We start from the raw sequence: 15,964 nt of genomic DNA on the forward strand, positions 1-15,964 counted from the left end.
TCCCTTTATGACCTGGCCGGAGAAGGTGAAGGAGGCGGTTCTGACCCCCAATTTCATAACCCTTTCCAGAATCGTTTCAATACCGGTGATCATGGGGCTTCTGACATGTGATCACCGCTGGACCACCCTGATTGCGGCCCTCCTTTTTTCCCTGGCATCTGTCACAGACTACCTGGACGGGTATCTGGCCAGAACAAGGGGGCTGATCACCCCTCTGGGAAAGATCCTGGATCCATTGGCAGACAAGCTCCTGGTTTCTTCCACCCTGATCATGCTGGTGGGCATTGAGTTCATCCCCGGATGGATTGCCAGTCTGATCATAGGAAGGGAATTGGCTGTGACCGGGTTGAGATGCGTGCTCATTGAAAGGGGGCAGGATGTCTCTGCCTCCTGGCTGGGAAAGGTTAAAACCGGGTTTCAGATCGCGGCCATTATTCCTCTAACCCTGCATTACCCCTACCTTGGGATTGACTTTACTGCCGTCGGACAATTCTTTTTATACGGGGCGTTGCTCATTACGGTCTGGTCCGGAACCGACTATTTTATCAAGGCGAAAAAATATCTGGTGTTCTGATTTTCATATTGACAAAATAGACTCAAACCTATATTAATACCTTTTGTTGCTGGGCGGGAATAACTCAGTGGTAGAGTGCGACCTTGCCAAGGTCGAAGTCGCGGGTTCAAATCCCGTTTCCCGCTCCACCTTCAAGGCGGCTTGGCCAAGGGGTAAGGCAACGGCCTGCAAAGCCGTTATTCTCCGGTTCAAATCCGGAAGCCGCCTCCATAAAAAAATCAAGGGTTTCGAAACCGATTTCGAAACCCTTTTTTTACGGTCTCATTCCCCGGAAAGCAGTCTATATGGAAAGATCCATCCATTTATCGATTCGGGTTTATCCTTGACAAAACTGGATTGAAACCATACAAGATTTGAATAACCATACATGATAATTCGCCGGTAAGGACGAAAAAGAAAGGCCTAAGGTTTATTGAAAGGAAAAATCCATGGAGGGAATCGAGGACATTCTGGAACTTGACAAATCTGAGGGATTAAATATTGAGATCGGTACCGAGGTCTATCTGGATATCACAGGTGTCAGTTTTTCGGTTTCCAGCATATTCGTGGGCCTGCTTGAAAACGAGTTCATGATCATCACCCTTCCCAAGCGGTTCAAAAGTGTTCAGAACAAACTCTACCCGGGCAATAAGATGATCGTTAAATACCTCCATGAGGGGTCGTTGTATGCATTTCAGACCAGCGTCATTGAAATGATTACAGACCCAATCAGGGCTCTTGCCATTGAATATCCCAAAATTGTCCAGAAACAGGAACTCAGGGTCGTCAAGAGGAACAGTGTGGTGATTCCGGGCCGGGTAGAGCTGAAGAAAAATCACCTTCCCGTGGTTGTATTTGACATCAGTAAAAAGGGATGCTGTTTTAAATATATCGATGACAAAAAGAATAATTTCATTTTCCGGGAAGGGGACCTGCTCAGGATCTTTTGCCAGTTTCCCGGGGTTGAGAGTGAATTGGGTGCCATGGCCTATATCCGGAACATCCGGCGGGAGAAACGGCAGATCTCCATCGGTACGGAGTTCTCGGACATGACTAAGAAATTTATCAGTCCCCTGATGGAGTTCCTCTGCTCCATTGAAGGATTTCAATCTTAGAAGAGAATAAAGCTCAGACTCAAAGTCCGGGCAGCCTCCGGCGATCACTGACCTTGAAAATTTGAATCTTTTTCAATCTCCTGTTCAATCCGCTCCGACGTTTAAGGCCGGTTCTGCGCTCAAAACTCACCAGAGGATCGATCCTGCAGCGTCTGTCCTTGATCCGCCTTCGTCCGCCGTTGTCCGCCGGAAAACCGAAAATATTTAATCTATTCATCCCTGAGCCCCCAACATATTTGATTCGTAAGAACGGTCTGGATATCTTTTACGCCGGTATCAGAGGAAGGTTTGGAACAGGTCAGGCCCTGGGTTTACCCTCCAGGGCCTGTTGTCTTCCCCTATCAGAATTTAAACTTGCCCAGAATGGTATTGAGCTTGTCTGCCATGCGGCTCAGCTCCTGGGCATTGTTTTCCAGCTGCTGGCTGTTTTGTGAAATTTCCACAGAGGCCTCGTTAACCCCGGCGATATCGGTATTGATCTCCCGGATGACACCCACCCCTTCCTGGATGTTCTGGCTGACAATGTCAATTTTTCCGGAGGATTCAGCCATGCTGCCGGCGATCTCCTTGGTGGAAGCAGACTGTTCTTCAATGGCCGATGCAATGGTGAGAACGATATCGTTGATATCGTTGATAATGGCCATAACCGAACTGATTTCTCCGGCGGCCTCTTTTGTGGTGGATTGAATGGATTCAATTTTGCCTTTGATATCGGCGGTTGCATGGGCGGTCTGGCCGGCCAGATCCTTAATCTCACCGGCAACGACGGCAAAGCCTTTTCCGGCTTCTCCTGCCCGGGCTGCCTCAATGGTGGCATTCAGGGCCAGAAGATTGGTCTGCTCGGAAATATCATTAATGGTATCAGTGACCGCGCCTATGGAAACAGCCGATTTTTCCAGCAGATCCATTTTTTCCGAGGCTGTGGTGGACTGAGTGACTGCCTGGGCTGAAATCCCCTGGGCCTGCTCCGAATTTTTGGCAATTTCATTCACCGTGGAGGTCATCTCTTCTGCTGCACTGGCAACGATGTTTGTATTGTGAAGGGTTTCCTCCATGGCCTGGGAAATGGAATTCATATTACTCTCCATTTCCTCGGAGGCCGCAGCAACCGTAGCGGCCTTCTGGGAGGTGTCTTCAGCATTTGCGGCAGATCGGGTGGCAATATCCAGAAGTTTGTCGGATGAATCATTTACAAATTTTGACTCATGGGCGATGCCGGCAATGATCTGCTGGAGATTTTCCAGAAAGGAATTGAACCATTTGGCCAGTTCTCCCAGTTCATCTTTTCGCGAACCGTCGAGCCTGCGGGTCAGGTCTCCCTCTCCCTGGGCAATGTCCTTCAGCCCCTCAATAACCAGTTTAAGGGGCTTGATCACAAAGGCAGATACCAGAAAGACAATGCAGAGGAAGAGAACAGCCGTGATTACAGCACCGATGACCATGAGCTGGTTTCTTATGGTATCGGCTGCCTGGAAAACCTCGGAAACGGGAGCCGTAGCCACAATTATCCAACCGGTCAGGGGGTCCTGTGAAAAACTGACTATTTTTTCACCTCCTTTATATTCATATGTGAGCGACCCGTTTTTCATTTCAAGAATCCGTTTTCCGAATTCAAGCTGGCTCAGGTCCAGCTTCATGATCTGGCCCGTATCCGGGGGGTAGGCCAGAACTATCCCCAGGGAATTCATCACGTATACATATCCGGTTTCCGCCACTTTGACCTTGTCGATATGAGTCTCGGTAAAAGCACCCAGATCAACGACTGCATATACAATTCCCTTGACCTCTTTTCCGCTTTTCACAGGCGCGGATATGACCATGATCGGCTTTCCCGAGGTTTTGCTGACAAGGGGATCGGAGATGAAAATCTCTCCTTTTATCGAATGCTTGAAATAATCCCTGGAAAAAACATTGACCTTGCCGATGTTTTTTGCGTGGGAGGAGGCGACGACCAGGCCGCTGCTGTCCGCAACCCGCATTCCGCTGAAAATTTTATGGGTGTCGATATAATATTTCATCCTGGCGCTGGCCGAGGACCGATTGCCATCCATATCCGACGATTCCAATGATCCGGTGACGACATCCATACTGGACCAGGTATCCACGTCCAGCTGGTTTCGCACAAGCCAGGTATTGATTTTGGAGGCCGTGGACTGGGACAGCTGACGGATCTGGCTTTCGACTGCCGTCTCCAGTCCGGTTCTCGCGATGGAATAAGCGACGATAATGGAGACGGCAAGCCCGAAAACAATCAGGGCCACCAAAGGAACAAGAAGTTTGGCTGTAAGCTTCATAACTACCTCAAAAAAAGGATTAAAATTCGTAGACTCAATTGTATTGAAATTGTATTGGAAATTTGTCTATCATAGCAAATTAATGTTGAGAAAATCAATTGGTTTCGAAATCATGCCCGGTAAATCCATTTTTCCCGAATTTTATTGACCCAAAGCATTTACACCCGGTTTTGACGGTCTTATAATATCCACCGTTAAGGGCTTGGATTGGAATTATACAGATCAGGGAGTTTTCATGAAGGAATTCAGGTTTGCAGGTGTCCATACCGGTATAAAAAAAGAGGGCCTCAAGGATATGGGAATTATCCTGTGCGACCGCCCGGCAAATGCGGCTGCTCTGTTCACCAAAAACAGGGTCAAGGCAGCACCGGTTCTCCTGGGAGAAAAGGTCATCCAAAAGGGGCTTTGCCAGGCCGTACTGGTCAACTCCGGTAATGCCAACTGCTTTACCGGAGACCAGGGGCTGGAAGACGCAGAGAAATCAGCCTCCCTGGTATCTGAAAGTTTTGCCGTTCCCAGGGAACGGGTCATGGTTTCATCCACCGGGGTGATCGGAGCTCCCCTGCCCATGGACAAATTTCGTACGGGAATTCCCCTGTTAAAGCAGAGTCTGTCCCCCCAGGGGCTTGAAGATTTTTCCCGGGCCATCCTCACCACGGACACCTTCCCCAAGATTATTGAGAACCAGGTTGAAATCGACGGGAAAAGGGTTCACATGATTGGAATTGCCAAGGGTTCGGGCATGATAAGGCCGGACATGGCCACCATGCTGGCCTATGTGTGCACCAATGCGGATATCGATTCCATGGATCTTAAAAAACGGTTGATCCTGGCCAATGAAAAATCTTTTAGCCGGATCACCGTGGACGGGGATACCAGCACCAACGACACCCTTTTATGCCTGGCCTCGGGACAGAGCGGGGTTGTCATTGATTCCGGCAACGGAAAGATTTTCCAGGAGATGCTGGACAAGACCTGTCTTGAGCTGGCAAAGATGGTCGTCCGGGACGGGGAAGGGGCAACCAAACTGGCCCGGATTGTCGTTAAAGGGGCCGGGACGGCTGAAGATGCCTTCAGAGCGGCAGAGGCCATTGCCCATTCCAATCTGGTCAAGACCGCCATTTACGGACAGGATCCCAACTGGGGCAGGATTACCGCGGCTGCCGGACGCTCAGGCGCCCGGGTGGATCCCGATCTCATGGATCTCTACTTTGAAGATGTGGCCCTGGTGGTCAAGGGAAAATGGCAGGGCAGGGAAGCCGAAGCCAAGGCCTCAGAAATCATGAAAAAGGAGGAGATAACAATGACCCTGGACCTGAATTTGGGCCAGGAGAGCGATGGCTTTTTGTTTTGTGATTTTTCAGAAGGCTACGTGAAAATCAATGCCGACTACAGGACCTGAGATGAGGCTTCAAAAATATATGGCCCATGCCGGGGTCTGCTCCAGGCGGAAAGCCGAAGCCCATATTCTTGACGGCCGGGTGGAGGTAAACGGAAAAATCGTCACCACCCTGGGTACCCAGGTCGATCCCGGCAAGGACCGGGTAAGGTTTGATAAAAAGCCGGTAAAGCCCCCCGGGAGATCCTCCCACACCTATATCCTGGTCAACAAGCCCAGGGGAATCGTCACCTCCTGTGCCCAGGAAAAAACCCGGATCATTTTGGAACTTGTTCCTGTAAAGCAGAGGGTGTATCCCGTGGGGAGGCTGGATAAGGACTCGGAAGGCCTGGTTCTGCTTACCGACGACGGTGAGCTCCACAACAGGCTCTCGCACCCCTCCCATGACCATGAAAAGGAATACCGGGTCACGACTCTATATCCGATAAAGGATCAGGCCTTGGAGACCATGGCCGGAGGCATGGTTATTGACGGAACCAGGACCCGGAAGGCCAAAGTCAGACGCCTGGGCAAAAACGAATTCAGGATCATCCTGAAACAGGGTCTCAACCGGCAGATCCGGAAGATGGTGGGCAAGACCGGGAACCGGGTGGAGCGCCTGCTGCGGACCCGGATGGCAAATCTCACCCTCGGCCGCCTGAAACCGGGACAATGGCGCCACCTGAGCCGGGAAGAGATCCGGCAGTTAACCGATAATTCCGATGCCCACGGCCGTTCTGATCTTGTCCAGAAAGGGTCCTGAAAATTCTCTGGCCTTGAGCGCCCCTGCCCGGAGGATGGTTTCTATGTCCCCGGGGTTTTGTACCAGTTCATCGTAAGCCTTGCGGGGTTGTTTTAGGATTTCATTGATATATTCGAACAATTCCTGCTTCATGGTTCCCCAGGCAATGCCCTTGCTGTAGCGGGCCTTCATTGTTTTGGCCTCATCTTCCGTGGCAAAGGCCCGGTATATGGAGAAGAGAGTGCAGGTTTCAGGATCCTTGGGCTCATCCGGGCCCAGGGAATTGGTCTGGATCTTCATGATCATCTTTCTCAGACGTTTTTCCGTATCAAACAGGGGGATGAAGTTGTTGTAGCTCTTGCTCATCTTTCTTCCGTCCAGGCCCGAAAGAACGGCGGAACTCTCATCCACGACCACCTCGGGCAGGATAAACAACTTCTTATACAGGTGGTTGAAGCGGGCTGCAATATCCCGGGTCATTTCCAGGTGCTGAACCTGGTCCTTCCCCACGGGTACCTTTCTGGCGTTGAACATGAGGATATCGGCGGCCATGAGAATGGGATAGGAGAAAAGCCCCATGGTGATTCCCTTGTCCGGGTCCTTGTTTCCGTCTTCTTCATTCTCCTGGACAGATGCTTTGTAGGCATGGGCCCGGTTCATGAGTCCCTTGGCGGTCAGACAGGTCAGGATCCAGGTCAGTTCCGGGATTTCAGGGATATCGGACTGGCGGTAAAATACGCAGTTTTCATGGTCAAGTCCCAGGGCGATCCAGGCTGCGGCAATCTCCAGGGAAGATTGTTTTCTTTTCTTGGGGTCGTGATTTTTAATCAGGGAATGATAGTCGGCCAGAAAATAATAGGAAGTCAGGTCCGGGTTTCTGCTGGATTCGACGGCAGGACGGATGGCACCCACATAATTGCCCAGATGGGGAGTTCCGCTGGTGGTGATGCCTGTGAGAAAATCTGCGTTTTTCATTTTTATAGGGTCCTAAAATTGGGTTTGGGTATGAATTGGGGAAGTATCAAAAACCCAGGGTTTAATCAATCAATTTATTGGCCCTGGCATACTCTTGGGCAAAGGCGAGCTCCTTTTTCTTTGTGGCCAGCTTTCCGTCCAGTTTGGCGTTCAGGACCCGGTTGATGATTTCAGTATAGACCGGACCGGGTCTGATTCCGAGTCCAAGAAGGTCCCGGCCCCGGATCAGGGGCTTGACATGCCGGTGGTGGGTATAGAATTTGGAGATGTCTTTTCTGATGGTTTCCTTTTTGGTCAGGGCCATCATATAGAGGATAAACTCGGTTTTAAAGTTAATCAGTCCCCAGTAAAGCTCCTGCCGGGTCAGAGGATAACTCTCCTCAATCAGAGATAGCCGGTTTTCTGCCTTATACCTCTTTTCGAGCATCAGGGCCCTCTCATTCACCGAAAGGATCAGCCGGTTGCAGATCTCTTCGCAGACCTGAAAGGAGCATCGGTGGAGCAGGGCCATGAAATAGACCGCCCACCTGGGATAGTCCGGGTCGACATAGAGCAGGTCATGCCAGGTCAGGGCCTTGTTTACGGATTCAAAAAGGCCGTAAATGTTGGGGGTAATGTTCAGACTGGGGTGAATCACCTTTTCAAGCCCGTAGGACTCGAGAATCCGGATGGCCGGGATGGGGTTCTCCTCACTGAAGATCTGTTTGAGTTCCGACAGCACCCGGATGCCGCTCAGGTTTTTAAAACAGTCTATCTTTATGGCGTTTTTAATAAGATTTGAGGTGACCTTTCCGATTTTGAATCCAAACCGGTTTGAAAATTTGACGGCCCTGAAAATACGGGTGGGGTCTTCCACAAAGCTTAAGTTATGGATGATTCGTATGGTTTTGTCTTTAATGTCCCGGCTTGCCCCGAAATAATCGATCATGATGCCGAAATGATCCGGATCCAGGGAAATGGCCAGGGTGTTGATGGTAAAATCACGCCTGGCCAGATCCATCTTGATGGAGCTTTGTTCAACAATGGGAAGGGCTGCCGGCATGGTATAATATTCCAGCCGGGCCGAGGCCACATCCACCTTGAAGTTGTCGGGAAATAAGATCACGGCCGTACCGAATTTTTTATAGGTATTGACCCGGCATTCCATGGTTTCGGCAAAATGTCTGGCAAAGGCAATGCCGTCTCCCTCCACCACAATGTCTATGTCGTCAATGGAGCGGTTCAGGAGCAGGTCCCGGACAAATCCGCCCACAACATAGGTATTCAGCCCCATTTCTTTTCCGGTTCTGCCGATGTTTTTCAGAAGTTCCAGGGTGTGCCGGTCCAGGCGCTGGTCCAGGATATTGTCCACCTGCCGCTCCCGGGCGTGATGGCGCTGGGAGATGATCTGCTCAGACTCTTTCAGGGCTTTATTGTGCTGGACTAGGTAGGAGAGAAGGTCCGTGCGGGTAATCACCCCCTGTATCTTTCCCTTTTCAATAACCGGGACGATTCTCAGCTTTTCCTCCATGATCCTCTGTTCGATTTCAGATATCTTGGACCCAGGGGAGACAAAAGAGCCTTCAGAGTTCATATACTCTTCAACCGGCTGATTTTCCAGCTTGTGGAAAAGGGTTTTTTCAGCCACCTGCCGGGTGATATACCCTTCATAGGCATTGCTTTTCGGGTCAACTACGATCAGGGTATTGAGATTGTAGCGGGTCATCCGCCTGGCTGCCTCTTGGCAGCTTGCCCGGGGGGCAATGGTAATGGCCGGGGATGTCATGAGAGATCTGGCGATTTGGACGGGTTTGACATCTTTTTTCAGACGGTCGATGAGCATGTGTTCAACCTGGGTCAGGGTTTTGTTGTCCACCTTGGCCGAAGCCGCAAAGGCGTGTCCCCCTCCTCCGAAACCGGCCAGGATTTTCCCTGCATCTACTTCCGGCAGCCGGTTCCTGGCGATGATATTCACCTTGTTTCCCATGAGAACAATGGCAAAAAACAGGTCCAGGCTTTCCATCCTCATGATTTTCTGGACAATGGATGCCAGGTCAGTGACGTATTCAGAGGCCGAGATGGTGGAGATGTGAACATCTACCCCGTTGATTTTGTGGACGGTCATCTCGTTGAGAAGTTCGTTGAGCCAGGTGACCTGCTCGGTTTTGATTTCCCTGACCACCAGGCTGACAATGGTATTGATGCTGGCGCCGCAGGAGAGCAGATACCCGGCCTGGTTAAAATCGGCCCGGGTTGTGGAGGAATGGGTAAAAAGACCGGTGTCTTCATAAATTCCCAGGGCCATGACCGTGGCCTCTTCCGCTGTGGGAAGGATCTTTTTTTCCTGGAGGATCTCACTTAAAATCGTGGTGGTGGATCCGTAATTTTTAATGACCGAGTAGTGGCCGGCCACATCACCGGGCAGGGAAGGGTGGTGGTCGTAGATATGAACGGTCAGGTCTTTTTTATCCAGGAGTTCTGACACTCCGGTCAACCGGTTTCTTTGTCGGGTATCCACCAGAACCAGGGTGGTGGTGGCACTGAAATCGATCTTTCCGGGTTCAGCCATGTTAAAGAGGTAGCTCATGGAGCTGATGAAAAAGTCCCTGAGACTCTTTTCCTGGGATCCGGGAAAAATGATCACGCTGTCGGGATAAAGCTTTTGGGCCGCCAGCATGGCCCCGATGGCATCGTAATCCGCATTTACATGGCTGGTGATGACTGTTGGAACCTGGATAATCTGTTTTTTCCCGGACAAAGATTAACTCCTGTTGAATTCAGATGATGAAATTTATATACTATCCCTTAAAATTTTACAAATGAACCGATTCTGGTATAATACCCCCGTAGGACTTTACCAGGAGGATTGAATATACCAGGATCTTAAAAAAAGGAAAGCCCATGCCGGACATCTATCAGTGGAAAGGTAAAAACCCCAAGGGCAGAAAGGTCAAGGGGGAAATGGAGGCCGAGAATCCGGATCAGGTGGCCTCTAGTCTCGCCAGGCGTAAAATAACCCCTTCCAGGATACGGAAAAAGCCAAAAGACATTTTAGAGAACGTCGAGTTTCTCCAGCCCAAGGTCAAAGAAAAAGATGTCATCATCTTCTGCCGGCAGTTTGCCACCATGATCGATGCGGGCCTGCCCCTGCTCCAATGCCTGGATATCCTCCAGTCCCAGCAGGAGAACCCGACTTTTAAGAAAAATCTCAAGAAAATCAAGGAGTCCGTGGAATCCGGGGAGACCTTTGCGGATTCCCTGAGGAAATTCCCCAAGGTTTTCAATGAGTTGTTCATCAATATGATTGCCGCCGGAGAGGCCGGGGGTATCCTGGATGTGATCCTGGGAAGGCTGTCCGCCTATATGGAAAAGATGGCCAAGCTGAAAAAACAGGTCAAGGGTGCCATGACCTACCCGGCCATTACCATTTTCGTGGCCATCATTGTCGTAACCATTATCCTGGTGTTTGTCATTCCCGTATTTGACAAGATGTTCAAGGATATGGGATCCAGCCTGCCTACCCCCACCCTGCTTGTGGTGGCCTTGAGTGATTTTGTCGTTGCCAAGATCTGGTATATCCTCGGCGCAACCGTTGGAGCTGTGTTCTTCCTTAAACGGTTCTACAAGACAAAAAAAGGCCGGGTCATCATGGATGATCTCTTTCTCAGGATGCCCGTCATCGGAATTCTTATCAGAAAAGTGGCCGTGGCCAAGTTTACACGGACCACATCCACCATGATCTCCAGTGGGGTGTCTATCCTGGAGGCCTTGGACATTGTTGGTAAAACAGCAGGAAACAAGGTCGTTGAGTTTGCCATAAAAGACGTTAAAACCGGGATCTCCGAGGGGCGCTCCATGGCAGACCCCCTCCTGGAAAGCGGTGTCTTTCCTTCCATGGTATGCTCCATGATTGCCGTGGGGGAATCCACCGGAGCCCTGGATGCCATGATGGAAAAGATTGCCGACTTTTATGACGAGGAGGTGGATCAGGCCGTAAAAACCCTCACCGATATGATCGAGCCTTTCATGCTGGTGTTCCTGGGGGTTGTGGTGGGGGGGCTTGTTATTGCCATGTACCTTCCCATATTTTCCATGGCAGGTTCCGTTGGTTAACCTGGCGTCTTCTCTTCGAAAAGATTCCTATTTTTTCCGCCAGCTCAAGTGGACCATTCTGGCCAGGATTATCTTTTCAGTTATCCTGGCCTTTTCCTGTCTGATATTTACAACAGGGAAGGGCTTTTCAATGCTGCCCCAGCCCTTTATGAGCCTCTATTATCTGGCTGCTGCTTTCCTGGCATTGTCCATCGGATATGCGGTCTGGCTCAAGTGGGGCAGTCATCTTCTGCCCCTGGCCTATGTGCAGATCATATTTGACAGTTTTGCAGTAACCGCTATTATCTTTCTCACCGGCAGTTTTAACTCGGTTTTCACCTTTCTTTACCTGGTGGTCATCATCTATTCGGCCATGCTTCTTCTTCGAAAGGGCAGTCTTCTCGTTGCAACCATTGCCAGCATTCAATACGGTATTCTCATTGAACTTGAATACTACAACTTCATACCGGCCGTTTGGAACCCTTCTCCCATCAGTGAGGATCCCGCCCATGTGATTTACCGGATCATCATCACCATAACCGCATTTTTTGCCGTTGCATTTCTGAGCGGGATCCTTTCCTTTCAATTGAAAATCGCCCGCCAGGATCTCAAGATTACCCAGGAACATTTGAAGCGGGTGGAAAAAATGGAGGCCATGGATGAGATGATTTCGGGCATTGCCCATGAAATTAAAAATCCCCTGGCCTCCCTGTCCGGTTCTATCCAAATGCTCCGGGAGGACACCCGGCCCGGCACCCATGAGGACAAACTCATGCAGATCATCCTCAGGGAGACGGAAAGACTCAAAAATATCGTCAATGACATTCGCTTGTTTGCAAAACCCAACAGGGCCGGGGCCGTTCCAGTGAATATCTCCGAGGCGGTTGAAGATGTGATCGCTCTTTTTCTGAATACCCCCCAGTGGAAACAGAGAATTGAACTCAACCCCGTTCTCGGGAAAGATCTTTACATAGACATTAACCCCATCCATCTGCAGCAGATTCTGTGGAACCTGATGAAGAATGCGGCTGAAGCCATACCCGGCAGGGGGAAAATTACCATCACCCTTGAATCTCCCAGGAATCAGAGAATTTATCTGGCCATCCAGGACAATGGAAAGGGAATTGATTCCAAGACTTCCCGCCAGATATTTGATCCCTTCTTCACCACCAAAGCCGAAGGAACCGGCTTGGGGCTTTCCATCATTCACAGACTCATCCATACCTATGGGGGAATGATCGATTTTGATTCAATTCCGGGCAAAGGAAGTGTCTTTACCATTATCTTTAAAAATGCAAAATCACCTGATTCACCAACAAAATCTTGACAAATCCTCCTGATTCAAGCTATTTATTCATGTTTTATCGTCTGAAAGACAGGATCGATAAAAAATTCACAAACGGACACCACACAATTAGAGAAAGCATCAATATTTATGGATAAAGAAAGCAGACTGATTCAGGTTCGAAAAGAAAAGATAAATGAACTAAAGGAAAAAGGGGTCAACCTATACCCCAATGATTTTAATACCGACGGATCCATTGCCCGTCTCAAGGAGATCATTGACCGGGATCCGGATTCCCTGGGGGAAGAGGGCCGGCAGTTCCAGGTAGCGGGCCGGATGATGGCCATCAACAAAATGGGAAAATCTTCCTTTATCCGGTTTAAGGACGGGTCGGATCAGATCCAGGCCTATCTGCAGAAAAACATATTGGGAGAAGAGACCTACGGCCTGTTCAAAAAACTGGATATCGGAGACTTTATCGGGGTCAAGGGTCCTCTATTTCAGACCCGTACCGGTGAATGGACTCTTTTGGCCCAGGAATTCAGGCTTTTGAGCAAGGCTGTAAGACCCCTTCCTGAAAAATTTCACGGCATCAAAGATCCTGAAAAGAGGTACCGTCAAAGATACCTGGATCTGATCATGAACGATGAATCCCGGGAGATCTTCCTGAAGAGAAGCCGGATCGTGGCGGCCATGCGAAGATTTTTCGAAGCAAAAGAGTTCATGGAAGTGGAAACCCCCATGATGCAGCCTTTGGCAGGGGGAGCCGAAGCCACACCCTTTAAAACCTGGCACAATGCCCTGGGCATGGAGCTCTTCCTGAGGATTGCCCCGGAGCTTTACCTGAAGCGTCTGGTGGTGGGCGGTTTTGAACGGGTTTTTGAAATCAATCGGAATTTCCGGAACGAAGGGGTATCCACCCGGCACAACCCGGAATTTACCATGGTGGAGTTTTACCAGGCCTATGCCGATTACGAAGACCTCATGGACCTGACCGAGGAGATGTTTGAGGCCATTGTCAATGAAGTGGCCGGGTCTAAAATCGTTGAATACCAGGGCCATTCCATTGATTTTTCCAGGGGATGGAAGAGGATTTCCATGATTGAATCCCTCTCCGCCATCGGTGGAATCGATCCTGCCATCCTCAAGGACACCCAGGCTCTGCTCGAATTTGCCGAAGCCAACCAGATCCAGATCACTAAAAAAGACAGGCACGGCAAGGTGCTGACCAAGCTCTTTGACGTTCTGGTCGAGCCCAAGCTGATCCAGCCTACATTTATCACCGGGTATCCTGTGGAGGTTTCTCCTTTGTCCCGGAAAAGCGAAACCGACCCTGAACTCACGGACCGGTTCGAACTCTTTATTGCCGGACGGGAAATTGCCAACGGATTTTCGGAAATCAATGATCCCGAAGATCAGCACAATCGTTTTCTCATGCAGGTACGCCAGAGGGACGAAGGCAATTCCGAGGCCCATATCATGGATTCGGATTATGTGGAGGCCCTGGAATACGGCATGCCGCCTACAGCCGGAGAGGGGATCGGAATTGACCGCCTGGTTATGCTCTTGACAAATTCCGCTTCCATCCGGGAGGTCATCCTTTTTCCCCACATGAAAAAGAACGCCTAGTGGCTACCTGATGACCATTGAACTATTCATAGCCCGGAAATATCTCAAGGCCAAAAGAAAAGAAGGATTTATTTCCCTGATCACCTTCCTTTCCGTGGCCGGCGTGACCCTGGGGGTGATGGCCCTGGTCGTGGTGATTGCCGTCATGAGTGGGGCGGAAACCGAATTCAGGAAAAGAATACTGGGACTGGAGCCCCATATCCTCATCATGAATTACCAGGGCACCTTTGACAATTACCAGGGACTTCTGGACAAGTTAAAAACCAGTCCCCATATAATTGACACTTCTCCCATCCTTTTTGGCCAGGCCATGATCCGGACAGGCCGGTCGTTTTCAGGGGTCATGGTCCGGGGAATATCGCCTGAACACGGGGCTTCCCTGATCAAAGGGTATTCGGCGGCCCGGCTTGAAAAAGCCCTTGGACCGGATAAAACAAATGGAAATCTGCCCGGCATTATCCTTGGAAAGGAACTTGCCAATTCCGTGGGGGTCATTGAAGGAGACAAACTCATCCTCATGTCCTCCAAGAGTTTTATTTCCCCCATCGGCCAGATCCCTTCCATGAAGCGTTTTGTCGTCAGGGGAACCTTTTCCTCGGGCATGTCCGAATATGACGGAATGCTGGCATATACCCGCCTCGACCAGGCCCAGGGCCTGGTTTCTTCCAAAGACAGGATCTCTGCCATCGGAATCTGGGTGGATGAGGTGTTCAAGGTGAAATCCATCCGGGAACAGGTTTTGAATTCCCTGGAGTATCCCTTTTATATCCGGGACTGGATGGATATCAACCACAGCCTATTCTCTGCCCTCAAGCTTGAAAAAACCGCCATGTTTATCATTTTGACCCTGATCATCCTGGTGGCCGCCTTTAATATCGCAAGCGCCCTGATCATGATGGTCATGGACAAGACCAAGGAAATAGCCGTTTTAAAGGCCATGGGCGCCACCCGTGACATCATCCGGCGGATCTTCATGATCAAGGGGATGATCATCGGTTTTCTGGGCACGAGCCTTGGAACCGGTGCCGGGGTTCTGATCTGCTTTCTTCTGAAAAGATATGATTTTATCCGCCTGCCCCAGGCCTACCCCTTTTCAACCCTGCCCGTGGAACTGGAAGTTCCGGATGTGGTGGTGATCGCCTTGAGTTCTTTGGTGATCTGTTTTTTATCCACCTTGTATCCCTCCCATAAGGCATCAAAAATGGATCCTGTGGAGGCCATCCGATATGGCTGACACCGGTTTAAAAACCCTTATGACAATGGATGCCGTTTCAAAGGGGTTTAACGGCAAGGGAACAACCATCCACGTTCTCAAAGATGCCGACTTCAGGATAGATAGGGGAGAGACCATTGCCGTGGTGGGCGCTTCGGGAATCGGAAAATCGACCCTCTTGAATATCATCGGCACTCTGGACCGGCCGGATTCAGGCAGTGTGGCATTCCAGGGACAGGATCTTTTTTCCCTGGGGGACCCGGCCCTTGCCCAATTCAGGAACACCAGAATCGGATTTGTGTTCCAGTTTCATTACCTGCTCCAGGGATTCACAGCTCTTGAGAATGTCATGATACCCGGATTGATCGGACGCAAATCCAAAAAAAGTATTGAAAAACAGGCCTTAAGTATGCTTGAAAGAGTAGGGCTTGGTTCAAGGCTCTTTCACCGGGTGGAAGATCTGTCCGGAGGAGAACAGCAAAGGGTTGCCATTGCCAGGGCCCTGGTCATGAAGCCCGATCTTCTTCTGGCGGATGAGCCCACCGGCAACCTGGATCAACAAAACGGCCGGGCCGTCCACGGACTCCTGGACGAACTGAACAAGGAACTCGGTATGACCATGATCGTGGTCACCCACAATATGAAGCTTGCACGGATGATGGACAGGTGTGTCACCATTGAAGATGCCAGAATTATACCCGCAGAATAA

General features: G+C 50.2%; 13 protein-coding genes and 2 tRNA genes. 11 read left to right on the top strand and 4 right to left on the bottom strand.

What is annotated here, in order from left to right; all coding sequences use genetic code 11:
* Positions 1 to 7: 7 nt before the first annotated feature.
* The 4 genes from pgsA to F608_RS0125310 all read left to right on the top strand — a co-directional run bounded on the left by pgsA (position 8) and on the right by F608_RS0125310 (position 1,668).
* Positions 8 to 574, top strand: a complete 567-nt coding sequence (pgsA, locus tag F608_RS0125295) for a CDP-diacylglycerol--glycerol-3-phosphate 3-phosphatidyltransferase (RefSeq protein WP_022668539.1) — start codon at positions 8 to 10, stop codon at positions 572 to 574.
* Between the two features lie 53 nt (positions 575 to 627).
* Positions 628 to 702: transfer RNA gene (locus F608_RS0125300), tRNA-Gly, on the top strand.
* 7 nt (positions 703 to 709) lie between these two features.
* A tRNA-Cys gene (locus F608_RS0125305) sits at positions 710 to 784 on the top strand.
* A gap of 218 nt (positions 785 to 1,002) precedes the next feature.
* Positions 1,003 to 1,668, top strand: coding sequence for a flagellar brake domain-containing protein (locus tag F608_RS0125310; protein WP_022668541.1), 666 nt, complete (start codon positions 1,003 to 1,005; stop codon positions 1,666 to 1,668).
* A gap of 19 nt (positions 1,669 to 1,687) precedes the next feature.
* Here the strand turns inward: F608_RS0125310 and F608_RS0125315 are convergent, their stop codons facing one another.
* Both F608_RS0125315 and F608_RS35350 read right to left on the bottom strand, forming a co-directional pair.
* Positions 1,688 to 1,885 (bottom strand): hypothetical protein, encoded by a 198-nt coding sequence (locus F608_RS0125315; protein WP_027363115.1) that lies wholly within the window; start codon positions 1,883 to 1,885, stop codon positions 1,688 to 1,690.
* 124 nt (positions 1,886 to 2,009) lie between these two features.
* Entirely contained in the window at positions 2,010 to 3,962 is a 1,953-nt protein-coding gene (locus F608_RS35350) for a methyl-accepting chemotaxis protein (RefSeq protein WP_022668542.1), read from the bottom strand.
* Between the two features lie 235 nt (positions 3,963 to 4,197).
* On the opposite strand from F608_RS35350, the gene argJ reads away from it, so the two are divergent.
* A complete protein-coding gene (argJ, locus tag F608_RS0125325) occupies positions 4,198 to 5,364 on the top strand; it encodes a bifunctional glutamate N-acetyltransferase/amino-acid acetyltransferase ArgJ (RefSeq protein WP_022668543.1) in 1,167 nt (388 codons plus the stop codon).
* Position 5,365: 1 nt separating this feature from the next.
* Complete coding sequence (locus F608_RS33350) at positions 5,366 to 6,103, top strand: pseudouridine synthase (protein WP_022668544.1); 738 nt, start codon at positions 5,366 to 5,368, stop codon at positions 6,101 to 6,103.
* On the opposite strand, the gene trpS is transcribed toward F608_RS33350, so the two are convergent.
* Together trpS and F608_RS0125340 are read right to left on the bottom strand one after the other, a co-directional pair.
* A complete protein-coding gene (gene trpS, locus F608_RS0125335) occupies positions 6,047 to 7,057 on the bottom strand; it encodes a tryptophan--tRNA ligase (RefSeq protein WP_022668545.1) in 1,011 nt (336 codons plus the stop codon). The two genes, F608_RS33350 and trpS, sit on opposite strands and share 57 nt — an antisense overlap.
* A 61-nt stretch (positions 7,058 to 7,118) precedes the next feature.
* Positions 7,119 to 9,794: a CBS domain-containing protein gene (locus F608_RS0125340; RefSeq protein ID WP_022668546.1), complete on the bottom strand. Its 2,676-nt coding sequence runs from the start codon at positions 9,792 to 9,794 to the stop codon at positions 7,119 to 7,121.
* Positions 9,795 to 9,937: 143 nt separating this feature from the next.
* Here F608_RS0125340 and F608_RS0125345 point away from each other — a divergent pair, with 143 nt between their 5' ends.
* The 5 genes from F608_RS0125345 (at position 9,938) to F608_RS0125365 (ending at position 15,964) form a co-directional block, all read left to right on the top strand.
* Positions 9,938 to 11,149 carry a type II secretion system F family protein gene (locus F608_RS0125345; RefSeq protein ID WP_022668547.1) on the top strand — a complete coding sequence of 404 codons (1,212 nt, stop codon included), beginning with the start codon at positions 9,938 to 9,940 and terminating at the stop codon, positions 11,147 to 11,149.
* Complete coding sequence (locus F608_RS0125350; RefSeq protein ID WP_022668548.1) at positions 11,142 to 12,455, top strand: sensor histidine kinase; 1,314 nt, start codon at positions 11,142 to 11,144, stop codon at positions 12,453 to 12,455. Before F608_RS0125345 ends, F608_RS0125350 begins: the two co-directional genes overlap by 8 nt.
* Before the next feature lie 108 nt (positions 12,456 to 12,563).
* Entirely contained in the window at positions 12,564 to 14,042 is a 1,479-nt protein-coding gene (lysS, locus tag F608_RS0125355; RefSeq protein WP_022668549.1) for a lysine--tRNA ligase, read from the top strand.
* 10 nt (positions 14,043 to 14,052) lie between these two features.
* Positions 14,053 to 15,276 carry a lipoprotein-releasing ABC transporter permease subunit gene (locus F608_RS0125360; RefSeq protein WP_022668550.1) on the top strand — a complete coding sequence of 408 codons (1,224 nt, stop codon included), beginning with the start codon at positions 14,053 to 14,055 and terminating at the stop codon, positions 15,274 to 15,276.
* Complete coding sequence (locus tag F608_RS0125365) at positions 15,269 to 15,964, top strand: ABC transporter ATP-binding protein (protein ID WP_022668551.1); 696 nt, start codon at positions 15,269 to 15,271, stop codon at positions 15,962 to 15,964. The genes F608_RS0125360 and F608_RS0125365 overlap by 8 nt, the downstream gene beginning before the upstream one ends.

It is taken from the genome of Desulfospira joergensenii DSM 10085, from assembly GCF_000420085.1.
Taxonomy (GTDB): Bacteria; Desulfobacterota; Desulfobacteria; order Desulfobacterales; family Desulfobacteraceae; genus Desulfospira; species Desulfospira joergensenii.

Bases quoted from the DNA above. Each gene is read 5' to 3' on its own strand.
- pgsA (WP_022668539.1), top strand. From the start codon at position 8: ATGACCTGGCCGGAGAAGGTGAAGGAGGCGGTTCTGACCCCCAATTTC.
- F608_RS0125310 (WP_022668541.1), top strand. From the start codon at position 1,003: ATGGAGGGAATCGAGGACATTCTGGAACTTGACAAATCTGAGGGATTA.
- F608_RS0125315 (WP_027363115.1), bottom strand. From the start codon at position 1,885: ATGAATAGATTAAATATTTTCGGTTTTCCGGCGGACAACGGCGGACGA.
- F608_RS35350 (WP_022668542.1), bottom strand. From the start codon at position 3,962: ATGAAGCTTACAGCCAAACTTCTTGTTCCTTTGGTGGCCCTGATTGTT.
- argJ (WP_022668543.1), top strand. From the start codon at position 4,198: ATGAAGGAATTCAGGTTTGCAGGTGTCCATACCGGTATAAAAAAAGAG.
- F608_RS33350 (WP_022668544.1), top strand. From the start codon at position 5,366: ATGAGGCTTCAAAAATATATGGCCCATGCCGGGGTCTGCTCCAGGCGG.
- trpS (WP_022668545.1), bottom strand. From the start codon at position 7,057: ATGAAAAACGCAGATTTTCTCACAGGCATCACCACCAGCGGAACTCCC.
- F608_RS0125345 (WP_022668547.1), top strand. From the start codon at position 9,938: ATGCCGGACATCTATCAGTGGAAAGGTAAAAACCCCAAGGGCAGAAAG.
- lysS (WP_022668549.1), top strand. From the start codon at position 12,564: ATGGATAAAGAAAGCAGACTGATTCAGGTTCGAAAAGAAAAGATAAAT.
- F608_RS0125360 (WP_022668550.1), top strand. From the start codon at position 14,053: ATGACCATTGAACTATTCATAGCCCGGAAATATCTCAAGGCCAAAAGA.
- F608_RS0125365 (WP_022668551.1), top strand. From the start codon at position 15,269: ATGGCTGACACCGGTTTAAAAACCCTTATGACAATGGATGCCGTTTCA.